The organism is Bacillus sp. LR_5 (assembly GCF_042709275.1).
The window spans coordinates 30,090-43,073 of sequence record NZ_JAVAXX010000027.1 but is presented as its reverse complement, the minus strand read 5'-3'; the positions used below and the strand labels follow the sequence as shown (position 1 = coordinate 43,073).

Here is a 12,984-nt window from a genome sequence, read left to right as displayed (position 1 = left end):
TTATTTAATAGTGAAATATATGGGGATAAAATAAAAAATTCAAGGATGTTAAAAATTGAAAATCACCTTTAAAACCTTTAAAGTGCATCATATAAATTATGCACTCTTTACGTTGGTTTGAAGCAGGGATGGATAAACAAAATTGAAGTAATGAATAATGCTGTTGAATATGTGATGAACCATCCGGGTGTACAACAAGAAGAAATTCTAGAACTGGCTTGGAGAGACAAGAATAATATTGAAGAAGCCATTTTGAATATAATACGAGTAGAAGAAAATAGATTTTATGCTATCGAAAAAAGAAAATGGAGATATGTTATTCTTCTTGAAATAAAATTAAAGTACACTGAACATGTAGAGCTTTTGAGCAAGCTTGCAGAAGTTTACGCAGTTATGAATTCCTCTGAAGATATGGAGGATTTCATTCATTATCAGCCGTCTTATAACGGATGCAACCTGCGCTTATATTCCTATGAACAAAATATAAATAGATTATGCAATTGTTTCAAGACTTTTTAGTAAAAGAAAAACAAAATATACAAAATGGCTTATCGCTATAAACAAAAATAGTACTTAAAAAGTAATTTCCCTTAGTCAAAAACCAAAAATGAAAGCGTTGACATCCTCTAAATCTAGTGCTAAAGTATACCTACAAACAAATACAGCGACCCGTCAGGATTGTTACTGCGAAAGCAGGCAAAACCTAAATGGTGCAGGTGCAGGAGGAGACTCTGGCAATCTGCGTCATTTAGGTTTTTTTTATTCTCATTTAGGAGGTGATGCGTTTTTTGATACAAAAAAAGCTGGTGAAAGGCGGCCACCTTTCATCCAGCAGTCCCCCCCATAAAAAGGAGGTATACACATGGATTATGATAAATTATCGAAAGACATATTACAACTCGTAGGCGGTGAAGACAACGTTCAGCGCGTGATTCACTGTATGACGAGGCTGCGTTTTAATCTTCATGACAACTCAAAGGCGGATCGCAGTCAGTTGGAGCAGCTGCCGGGTGTGATGGGCACCAACATCAGCGGCGAGCAGTTTCAAATCATTATCGGAAACGATGTGCCAAAGGTGTATCAGGCGATGCTGCAGCATAGCAATCTCAGTGATGAGAAGAGCGCTGGTTCATCCTCTCAGAAAAAGAATGTGCTGAGTGCGGTCTTTGATGTGATTTCTGGTGTGTTTACCCCGATTCTGCCTGCGATTGCGGGAGCGGGGATGATCAAAGGGCTTGTTGCGCTAGCGGTCACGTTTGGCTGGATGGCTGAGAACAGTCAGGTTCATGTCATTTTAACGGCTGTCGGTGACGGCGCGTTCTACTTCCTGCCGCTTCTGCTTGCGATGAGTGCGGCGAGAAAATTCGGAAGCAATCCGTATGTAGCGGCAGCCATTGCGGCGGCGATTTTGCACCCGGATTTGACGGCACTGCTTGGTGCGGGGAAACCGATTTCCTTTATCGGGCTTCCTGTAACCGCTGCCACTTATTCGTCAACAGTCATTCCGATTTTGCTGGCGATTTGGATTGCTTCATACGTGGAAAAGTGGATTGACCGTTTTACTCACTCGTCTCTCAAATTGATTGTGGTTCCGACATTCACATTATTGATTGTCGTGCCGCTAACATTGATTACTGTCGGTCCGCTTGGCGCTATTTTAGGAGAATACTTGTCTGCTGGGGTCAATTATTTATTTGATCATGCAGGGCTGGTAGCGATGATTTTGCTGGCGGGAACGTTCTCTTTAATCATTATGACAGGCATGCATTATGCCTTTGTGCCGATTATGATCAACAACATCGCTCAAAACGGCCACGATTATTTACTGCCGGCTATGTTTTTGGCGAATATGGGGCAGGCCGGGGCATCATTTGCCGTCTTCCTTCGCTCCAGAAACAAAAAGTTTAAATCACTCGCGCTTACCACAAGCATAACGGCGCTGATGGGAATTACAGAACCTGCGATGTACGGCGTGAATATGCGTTTGAAGAAACCGTTTGCGGCCGCTTTGATTGGCGGTGCGGCCGGTGGCGCTTTTTACGGGATGACGGGTGTTGCTTCCTATATTGTCGGGGGGAATGCGGGTCTGCCGAGTATCCCTGTCTTTATCGGCCCAACGTTTATTTACGCGATGATCGGTCTTGTGATTGCTTTCGCAGCAGGAACAGCAGCTGCGTATTTGCTTGGATTCGAGGATGTACCGTCTGACGGCAGCCAGCAGCCGGCTGCAGGAAAAAGCTATGAGAGCAGCGGAGAAATCATTCACAGCCCTATTAAAGGGGAAGTGAAAGCATTAAGCGAAGTCAATGACGGGGTGTTTTCTGCCGGGATCATGGGAAAAGGATTTGCCATTGAGCCTGAAGAAGGAGAAGTTGTTTCACCTGTTCATGGAAGCGTTGCCACCATTTTTAAAACAAAACATGCAATTGGCATTACGAGTGATCAGGGGGCTGAAATCCTCATACACATTGGATTGGACACGGTGAAACTCGAGGGACAATGGTTCACAGCTCACGTCAAAGAAGGCGACAAGGTCGCGCCGGGAGATCCGCTCGTGTCCTTTGATCTGGAACAAATCAAAGCCGCGGGATATGACGTCATTACCCCGGTGATCGTGACCAACACAGACCAATATTCGTTTTCACCGGTGAAAGAAATCGGCAAAGTGCAGACAAAAGAAGCGCTGCTTGCTTTATCTTAAAAAACTGATGGGGTGATCAATATGAGTTCAAATGCAAAACGATTTCCAGAAGGATTTTTATGGGGCGGCGCAGTTGCTGCCAACCAAGTTGAGGGTGCTTATAATGAGGGCGGTAAGGGGCTTTCGACAGCTGATGTATCGCCGAACGGCATCATGTCTCCATTTGATGAATCAATGACTTCCTTGAATCTGTATCACACCGGAATTGATTTTTACCACCGTTATAAAGAGGACATCGCCTTGTTTGCGGAAATGGGTTTTAAAGCGTTCCGTACATCGATTGCGTGGACAAGAATTTTTCCAAATGGCGATGAAGAGGAACCAAATGAAGAAGGCCTCAAATTTTATGATGATCTGTTTGATGAACTGTTAAAGCATCAGATTGAGCCTGTCGTAACCATCTCTCATTATGAAATGCCGCTCGGTTTAGTGAAACATTATGGCGGCTGGAAGAACCGCAAAGTCATAGAGTTCTATGAACGCTATGCCAAAACTGTATTCCAACGCTATCAACACAAAGTGAAGTATTGGATGACGTTCAATGAAATTAACGTGGTGCTCCATGCGCCGTTTACCGGAGGCGGCCTTGTCTTTGAAGAAGGAGAAAACAAACGAAACGCAATGTATCAGGCGGCACACCACCAGTTTGTGGCCAGTGCTCTTGCCGTCAAAGCGGGTCACGAGATCATCCCTGATTCGAAAATCGGCTGTATGATAGCGGCAACGACAACCTATCCGATGACCTCTAAGCCGGAGGATGTCTTCGCGGCAATGGAGAATGAGCGCAAAACACTTTTCTTCTCAGATGTGCAGGCAAAAGGCGCGTACCCAGGATATATGAAACGCTATCTGGCAGAAAACAATATTGAAATTGAAATGGCTGAAGGCGATGAAGAGCTCTTGAAAGAACATACGGTAGATTACATTGGATTCAGCTACTACATGTCGATGGCGGCGAGCACTGATCCGGAAGAGCTTGCAAAATCAGGGGGCAACCTGCTGGGCGGAGTCAAAAATCCTTATTTGAAATCATCAGAATGGGGCTGGCAGATTGATCCGAAAGGCTTGCGCATCACGCTCAACACCCTATACGACCGCTATCAGAAGCCGCTGTTTATCGTGGAAAACGGCCTGGGCGCTGTCGACAAAGTTGAGGAGGACGGCACGATCCAGGACGATTACAGAATCAACTATCTGCGTGATCATTTAATTGAAGCGCGCGAAGCGATTGCGGACGGCGTTGAATTAATCGGATACACATCATGGGGGCCAATTGACCTTGTCAGCGCATCTACTGCGGAAATGAAAAAACGCTACGGCTTCATTTATGTGGACCGGGACAATGAAGGAAACGGAACATTAAACCGCATCAAGAAAAAAAGCTTCAACTGGTATCAGCAGGTCATCGCCACAAACGGAGAGAGTCTCTGACAATTTTTTGAAAACTCATGCGCTTCAATTGACAATAACTAAAAGCAGGCGGACAATAAAAGAGAAAGATGAAGCACCCACAGTCCGAAAGGCGGGAAGAGCATGTTTAACAAAATGTTAGTTGCGATTGACGGATCAGACATGAGTGAAAAAGCGCTTGATGCCGCAGTGCATTTGGCCAAAGAACAGCAGGCGGAACTAAGCATTCTTCATGTGGGGAGAGAAGCCGTCGTCACGACTTCTTCTCTGACGGGAATTGTCTATGTGCCTGAACATTTTATTGATGAAATCAGGAACGAGGTTAAAAAAGAGGGCCTCAAAATCCTTGAGAATGCAAAAGAAAAAGCAGCCGAGAACGGTGTTCAAGCTGAAATCATTTACGCGCAGGGCGAGCCGGCTCATGAGATACTAAATACCGCAAAAGAGAAAGGCGTCGGCCTGATCGTAGTCGGCAGCCGGGGCATCAGCGGCCTGAAAGAAATGATGCTGGGAAGCGTCAGCCATAAAGTGTCTCAATTATCAACTTGCCCGGTTTTAATTGTTCGATAGATTTGTTAAAAAAGCGCCTCTCGGGCGCTTTTTTCTATTTAGAATAGAAGTGTTATAATATCTACATGTAAAAAAGAGGAATTCCATGTGTAGATTTCTGAATTTATAAAAAATATGCTATGGGTACTGGAGGTAGAATACGCTTGATGCAACAGGATCTTTCCATATCGTCAAAACAAAAATCAACAGCCGTGCTGAAAATGGTCATCTCCATGGTGATTTTCGGTTCCATCGGCTTTTTCTCAGAGCATGCCAATCTGCCGTCATTTGAATTGGTCTTTGTCCGCTGCCTTTGCGCGACGCTATTTTTAAGCTTTTGCTGGCTGGCGTCCGGCCAGTATAAAACTGAAAAGTGGAGCAAGAGAGAAGTGCTGCAAACATTAGCGTGCGGTTTCTTTCTTGTATTCAACTGGGTGTTTTTATTTAAGTCTTTTGAAGAAACATCTGTCACGATCGCCATCTCCGTTTATCACCTTGCACCGGTGCTTGTTCTTCTTCTGGGGAGCATCATCTACAGAGAGAAATTAAATGTGATCTCCGTCAGCTCCATTATCATCTGCTTTCTGGGAACTGCGCTGATTTCCGGAATTAACGGCAGCACTTCATTGACACAGCTGATGGGATCAGGGATCATATGGGCCGTTCTCGCCGCACTGTTTTATGCGTTCACCACTTTATTGGGAAAAGGCATTCAAAACCTCAGTCCTTACACGACAACCTTCTTGCAAACGGGTTTAGGGGTTATCATCCTGATTCCATTTATTCACTTCGGCGCTTTTGCTGACCTGTCTCAAGGAAACTGGATTATGGTGGTATCTACCGGTATCATCCATACGGGTATTGTGTATTTACTGTTTTTTGACAGTTTACGATTTTTATCAACGAAATTCATTTCAATCATTGTCTTCCTCGACCCGGCTGTTGCGATCGTACTCGATACCGTCTTCACAGGTTTCCGCCCAGACCTCTATCAAACACTAGGTATCGTGATGATCTTTGCGGGCATGGCTTTGACGCTTGTCAGGAGGCAGAGAAAAGCGGATGTGGTTGCTGAGGGTAAGGATATGGAACAAATTCAATAATGATAGAAAGAATGTAAAAAGGCCTAATTGGCCTTTTTTGTTTTAGGTCAATTTACTCTCGCTAATCCTTAAAATAAGATAAACTTTCTAGAAAAATATTGTAATAATATTTCAGTCTAGTTAAGATTATTGAGTAAATATTACTTTTATTACAAAAGGAGAGAGGGAATGAAAAAAAGAAAGAGGCGGACCTTTAAAAGGTTCATTGCAGCATTTTTAGTGTTGTCTTTAATGATTTCATTATTGCCGGCAGATGTACTGGCAAAAACCACAGAAGAAGAGGCTGGAAATCGTATCGTTGCCGATGATCCAGAAGAAACTCCTCGGAATGAACAAACTGAGGAAGCCGTACCTTTTGATCCGAACGATATAAACAAAGAGGGAGAGATCACCTCAGAAAGAACAGAAAATACAAAGCTTTATTATGAAGGAGACGGTGTCTATAAACAGGAAGTATATCTTGACCCTATTCATACTAAGGAAACACCGAATGCTGACTGGGAAGACATTTCTTCTGAGTTAAAAGAGTCGACCAGCAAACAAGTCGAGACAGAGAATGCCATTTTGAATTCAGATTTTCAAAAGAAAATGAAGAACGGGCTTTATGCGACTTTTGAGCACAATGACCACAAGGTTACATATTCACTTGTAGAAGCGAAAGGCCCAAATAAAACTTCACTTACTCCGAAAGATACCTCAGCAGATTATAAGACTGACAGTAATGAGATTGTTTATCCGGATGTTTTTCCGAATATTGATCTTCAGACTTTCACATTCAACGAAAACATAAAAGAAGATTTAGTCCTTCATCAGTATGATGGATACAATACATTTACATTTCAGGTAAAAACCGATTTGCAGGCTAAAGAACAAGAGGATGGATCCATTGATTTTTCTGATGAAAAAGGAAAAGTTGTTTTTTCTGTGCCTAAACCTTTTATGACGGATTCAAAGTTAGATGAGCTTTCTGGCGAGGTTGAACGGTCAGACAAAGTCAGCTATAAGCTGGAAAAGAATGAAGAAGGGTATTTGCTTCACCTCACAGCAGACGAGAACTGGCTGAAAGACCCGGAACGCGTATATCCAGTATCTATCGACCCGTCAACATCTTTATCTGTATCATCAGATACGTTTGTCATGAGTGCCTATCCGACGACGAACTATTCGGCCTCCTCACAAAAATGGGATGCTAATTTAAAGTCTTATGTGCTGAAAACGGGATACTATGACAAAACAACAGGCACAAACTATGCGTTCATGAAATTTAATAACTTAAAACCGATTCAAAATATGACTGTCACCAAGGCTACATTAAAAACTTATGTTGCCCATTCCTATTATGGAACAAAGGCAACCGGTCTTTGGCTGGATACGGTCAACAGCAATTATGATAATGCAAAAGTGACATGGAACACCAAACCGGCATCTAAAAATATCGGAAAAGTCGACGTCCATAAAGGACAGTGGGCGAGTTATGATGTGACCGCTGCTGTAAAGTCATGGAACTCCGGCGGGGCCAACTATGGGTTTAAGCTTCATACAAACGGAAACGGTAAGGAATACTGGAAAAAACTAATTTCTTCAGCGAACTCCGCCAATAAACCGTATATTGAAGTGACGTATACCATACCAAAGGGAAACACCCCTTCCATTAAAGCGTATCACAACGGAGACTCCACTGGTTATTTTGATATCAGCTGGAAAAAGGTTGAAGGTGCGAAAGGATATAAAGTATGGATTTACAATGGTAAAGAGTATCAAGCGATCTCTGCAGGCAACGTCACATCGTGGAGCACTAAAGGAAAAAAGATCTGGCCTACGAGCGCAGAAATTGCTTCCAAGCGATATAAACTGCATGTGGACGGCAAGGACGGAGCCGAATTGGCACTAGACCCATCCCCGGTCTATAAGAATTCTGGCGGAAGCTATGCCACAAGCAAAAACTATTGGATTGGCGTCAGTGCGATATTTGACCAAGGTGAAGGAGCGATGTCCGCACCGGCAAAGCCCGTTATCCCTAATGTAGGAAAAGCACAAGCACCGTCAACCAAGGGCTATAATAATGGAAATGCCACAGGATATTTTGATCTTTCTTGGAAAGCTGTATCAGGAGCCACCGGCTATAAAATTCAGGTATTCAATGGGAAAGGCTTTGAGACACTTGATCTGGGAAATCAGACGTCTTGGACCACCAAGGGGAAAAAGATCTGGCCGACAAGTGCAGAAATCAAAGCGGGAAAATATGCTCTTCATTTAAAGGACGGAAACGGAGCAGAGCTGCCGATCAATCCTGGCCCAACTTATAAAAACGCCGGAGGAGACGGAGCCAAAAAAAATTACTCATTTAAAATAATCGCCTATAACAAAGACGGCGAAGCCATTGCATCACCGGCTGCTAATCCGACACTTCCTGATATCGCTAAGCCAAAGAATTTAACTGGCTATTTGTATACAAACACAAAATCGAGCCAAACGGGCTATGTGAATTTGATATGGGAAAAGGTTCAAAATGCGAAAGGCTATAAAATTAACATCTATAACGGGAAAGAATATCAGTCCTATGATGTTGGTGACGTGGATCATTGGACAACCCAAAATAAAAACATCTGGCCGACGCCTGAGGAAATAAAAGCCGGAAGCTATAAGCTGCATACAGACGGAAAGGGCCGTGAATTGGCACTCGATCCATCACCTGTCTATAACAATGCAAATGGGAATTACAAAGGGAAGAAGAATTATTCTTTCACGCTTTCCGCCTATAATGCAAATGGTGAAACGATTCCGACGGCACCCTTTAACCCAACGTTCCATGAAGGCGCAGAATTCCTTGGAACAGAAGAATACTGGTCTATCATTGATATCCCAAGCGGCCAGTTAAATGGTGCGACAGGCAATGTTATTGTGAATGAAGAAGACCTGTCAATTGACGGACGCGGACCGGGACTTGGCTTATCGAGAACCTACAACAGTCTTGACACCTCTGATCATTTATTTGGGCAAGGCTGGTATGCTGATGCAGAAACATCTGTCATCTCGACGGATGGCGGGGCAATGTACATCGATGAAGACGCTACGACCCATCGATTTACGAAAAAAGCCGATGGCACATATCAGCCGCCGACCGGTGTATATCTTGAATTAACAGAAACAGCTGATCAGTTCATATTAAAAACAAAGGATCAAACCAACGCTTATTTCAATAAAAAAGGCGGCAAACTCCAAAAGGTAGTGGATGGCCACAACAATGCAACTGTCTATACTTACAATGACAAAAATCAACTGACAGCCATTACAGACGCATCAGGCCGCAAGCTCACATTCACATATGACGAAAATGGCCATGTGACCTCCATCACCGGACCTAAGAATAAGAAAGTAACCTACTCATATGAGAGTGATTTGCTGAAGAAAGTCACGGATACAGATGGGACTGTCACAAGCTTTGACTATGATGCGGAAGGGCGTCTTGTCAAACAATATTCAGCCAACAGCAACGAAGCAAAGCCTGTCTTTACCGAATATCAGTATAGCGGACACCGTCTCGAAAAAGCGATCAACGCTAAAAAAGAAACATATGTCTATAGCTATGATGCTGATAAAAAGACGCTTCTTATGACACAGCCAAATGGCCGGAAAGTACAGTATGGCTATAATGAAGCGGGAAATCCCATTCAGGTTATTGATGATGCGGAAGGGCTAAAAATTACAACAAATACAAAATATGAAGGCAATAATGTCGTAGAAGATGTAGATCCAAACGACGTCGGAACCGGAAAAGCAACGGAAAGCTATCAATATGACAAAGATGGCAACGTTACATCCGTTAAAGACGCGTATGGAACTGAGACATACGAATACAACAAAAACAACGACGTCACAAAGATGAAGGATACCGAGGGCAATGTCACGGATATTGCTTATGACGGACTGGATGCTGTATCCGAAACCGATCAGAGCGGAAAATCATCTTCAGCAGCTGTTTATGATAAATATGGAAACCAGATTCAATCCAGTAAAGATTTATCAGCTTCAACTAATATTTTGAAAGACGGAAGCTTTGAAGCGCAAAAATCCGGCTGGAATCTGACTGCATCTAAAGACAGCGGCAAAATCTCAGTGATTGCCGATAAAAGCGGGGTTCTTTCCGGATCAAAGGCATTGGAAGTCTTGAGCCAATCAACGTCTGCCGGAACAGATCACGGATATTCCTCAGCGACACAAACAGTTGAGCTGGAGCCGAATACAACCTATACATTAAGTGGGAAAATCAAAACAGATCTAGCGAAATCAAGAGCTTACTTTAACATTGATTTGCGAGACAAAGATCAAAAACGAATTCAATGGATTCACAATGAATACAGTGCATTAGCCGGAAAAAATGACTGGACAAAACGGCAAATCACTTTTACGACTCCGGCAAATGCAGGAAAAGCTGTTGTGTACATGGAAGTCGATCATAGAGATAAAGATGGCAAAGGAAAAGCATGGTTTGATGAAGTCCAGCTGGAAAAAGGCGAAGTTTCGTCAAGCTATAACCCAGTTCAAAACAGCAGTTTCACAGCAGCAACGGAAAACTGGAATGTAAGCGGGGCCTCCGTTGATTCTGAGGAAGGCTTTAATGATGACATATCATTAAAAGCTGCCCGGACCAGTGCGTCCCAAGCCGGATCAGTAACAAAACAAACCGTTGTCTTAGGGCAAAGCGCAAACGACAAACCAGTTTATCTCACACTGACAGGAATGTCGAAAGCCAGCAGCGTCAAATTTACAGATGAAAAAGACTATTCTCTGCAGGCTAATGTCACTTACGCGGACGGCAGCACAGGTGTATACAATGCCAAATTCCCTTCTGGAACACAGGAATGGAACCGGGCAGCTATCGTTATACCAAAAACAAAGCCGATCAATAAAGTCGATATCAGCATTCTGTTCCAAAAGAGTGCGACAGGAACAGTCTGGTTTGATGATATCCGCCTGATTGAAGGAAGCCTTCTGACAAAAAGCACGTATGACAGTAATGGTAACTATGTGACCAAGGAAGAGGACGAACTAGGTTACGCCACTTCAACTGATTACGATGAAACTGGTAAGAAAACAGCTGAAACGGATGCAAAAGGTGAAAAAACAACCTATACGTATGATCAGGCAGACCAATTGACAAACATGACGCTCTCCAACGGCACTTCTATCCTTCACAGCTATGATAAGGAAGGCAATGAGGTAAGCAAAACCATCCGGGCGGGAGCAGATCAAACCTATAAATACGAATATGATGTCATGGGCAAGCTTGTCAAAACAACTGACCCTCTGGGCAATGTGTTAGCAAGCGAATATGATGCCAACAGCAACCTGACCAAAACCATTTCACCAAATGGCAACGAAGTGTCTCTTTCCTATGATGGAACAGACCGGGTGAAATCAAAGTCGTATAACGGTACAGAAAAGTACAATTTCACGTATGACAAAAATGGAAATGAAACATCGGTCGTCAATAAAGAGCAGAACACCACAAAGAAACGGACATTTGACAACAAAAACCGTTTAACCGAATTGACCGACCGCGGCGGCAGCCAAACTTGGACATATCCTAGTGACTCCGATAAGCTGAAAACCTTCTCGTGGAGCCATGGGGATCAAAAAGGAACGAATCAATTTACGTATAACAAGCTGGATCAAATGATTGAGATGAAAGACACTACATCTTCTTATTCATTTGATTATGATGAAAATGGCAACGTCCAAACCTTTATTACGGGCAACGGCGGCGGAACAAGTTTTTCTTATGACGAAAGAAACCTTGTAAGCTCGCTGCATATCGGCGACAAAAACGGCGGAAGCATTCTGACGGAAAGCTATGAATACGACGCCAACGGAAACCGCACAACGATTAACAGCTCAGCAAGCGGTAAGGTGAAGTATGAGTATGGAAAGCTGAATCAGCTTGTCAAAGAAACCCACGAAGACGGCACTGTCATTGAATACACATACGATGGATTCGGAAACCGGAAAACCGTTACAACTGTAAAAAACGGTTCAAGCAAAACGGTGAATGCTTCCTTCAACATCATGAATCAGCTGACAAAAGTCAATGATGAAAGCATCTCTTACGATAAAAACGGCAACCGTACATCCGACGGCAAATTCACATATACGTGGGATGCAGAAGATAACCTGACCGCCGTTACAAAAAAGGGCGAAGACAAGCCATTCGCAACATATAAGTATGACGAAAAAGGAAACAGAATCCAAAAAACCGTCAACGGAAACGTCACGAACTACTTCTATGACGGAGACAGTTTGAACGTCTTGTATGAAACAGACGCGGACAACAATGTCACAAAATCGTACACGTACGGTGACAGCGGCCAGCTGTTATCCTACACAGAGAATGGCAAGAAATATTTCTATCACTACAACGCACACGGCGACGTCATCGCGATCTCAGACAGCACTGGGAAAACCGTTGCCAAGTATCAATATGACGCATGGGGAAATCCAACAAAAACCGAAGCAAACGATGAAGTAAAAGACAACCGCTACCGATACGCAGGCTACCAATACGACGAAGAAACCGGCCTGTACTATCTCATGGCCCGCTACTACGAGCCAAGAAACGGCGTGTTCCTATCGCTCGACCCAGACCCGGGCAGCGACGGAGACTCATTGGATCAGAATGGCTATGCTTATGGAAATAATAACCCGGTGATGAATGTTGATCCGGATGGTCATTGGGTTTGGCTTGTGGTAAATGCCGGGTTTGCAGCCTATGATGGGTATAAGGCATATAAATCAGGAAAAGGATGGAAAGGCGCTGCTTGGGCGGCTGCTTCTAACTTTGGGCCTGGGAAGATATTTAAGGGTGCTAAGAGAGTTTATAGATTTGCTAAAAAAGTTAAAGGAACCAAAGGTTACTATAAACAAACAAAAAGTCATAATCTTTCTCCTAAGGGGGCAGGGAGAAGAGGCGCTTTTCGTGAAGCGAAAAGAAGAATGGGTATTCCAGTGAGTGCACAGCCAACTAAAGTGACAAGGGCAAGAGATAAGAGAGGTAAAATTATACCTGGAAAGACTTATATATATGGGAAAGGAAAGTATGCTAGAAAAATACTTTGGCACCCGGCAGGACACTATTATGGTAAAGGCTCACCACAAAATAGAGGTAGACATTATAATGACGATAGAAAAAATCATTATAATTATTAACTAATGGGAGGAATTCCT

5 protein-coding genes and 1 pseudogene are annotated in these 12,984 nt (G+C 43.4%); all 6 read left to right on the top strand.

Translation table 11 applies throughout. From position 1 onward, the window contains the following. Positions 1-111 precede the first annotated feature (111 nt). Positions 112-519, top strand: a pseudogene (locus RAC86_RS08760) (DUF2247 family protein); the annotation flags it as partial. A gap of 343 nt (positions 520-862) precedes the next feature. Continuing rightward, positions 863-2,701 (top strand): PTS beta-glucoside transporter subunit IIABC, encoded by a 1,839-nt coding sequence (gene bglP / locus RAC86_RS08755; RefSeq protein ID WP_109491768.1) that lies wholly within the window; start codon positions 863-865, stop codon positions 2,699-2,701. A gap of 21 nt (positions 2,702-2,722) precedes the next feature. Next, positions 2,723-4,132, top strand: coding sequence for an aryl-phospho-beta-d-glucosidase (gene bglH / locus RAC86_RS08750; protein WP_079287698.1), 1,410 nt, complete (start codon positions 2,723-2,725; stop codon positions 4,130-4,132). Positions 4,133-4,234: 102 nt separating this feature from the next. Continuing rightward, positions 4,235-4,681: a universal stress protein gene (locus RAC86_RS08745; RefSeq protein WP_061186842.1), complete on the top strand. Its 447-nt coding sequence runs from the start codon at positions 4,235-4,237 to the stop codon at positions 4,679-4,681. Between the two features lie 146 nt (positions 4,682-4,827). Beyond that, a complete protein-coding gene (locus RAC86_RS08740) occupies positions 4,828-5,763 on the top strand; it encodes a DMT family transporter (protein WP_072566794.1) in 936 nt (311 codons plus the stop codon). A gap of 168 nt (positions 5,764-5,931) precedes the next feature. Continuing rightward, positions 5,932-12,966 carry a tRNA nuclease WapA gene (gene wapA / locus RAC86_RS08735; RefSeq protein WP_072565526.1) on the top strand — a complete coding sequence of 2,345 codons (7,035 nt, stop codon included), beginning with the start codon at positions 5,932-5,934 and terminating at the stop codon, positions 12,964-12,966. Positions 12,967-12,984 lie beyond the last annotated feature (18 nt).

Bases quoted from the DNA above. Each gene is read 5' to 3' on its own strand.
- bglP (WP_109491768.1), top strand. From the start codon at position 863: ATGGATTATGATAAATTATCGAAAGACATATTACAACTCGTAGGCGGT.
- bglH (WP_079287698.1), top strand. From the start codon at position 2,723: ATGAGTTCAAATGCAAAACGATTTCCAGAAGGATTTTTATGGGGCGGC.
- RAC86_RS08745 (WP_061186842.1), top strand. From the start codon at position 4,235: ATGTTTAACAAAATGTTAGTTGCGATTGACGGATCAGACATGAGTGAA.
- RAC86_RS08740 (WP_072566794.1), top strand. From the start codon at position 4,828: ATGCAACAGGATCTTTCCATATCGTCAAAACAAAAATCAACAGCCGTG.
- wapA (WP_072565526.1), top strand. From the start codon at position 5,932: ATGAAAAAAAGAAAGAGGCGGACCTTTAAAAGGTTCATTGCAGCATTT.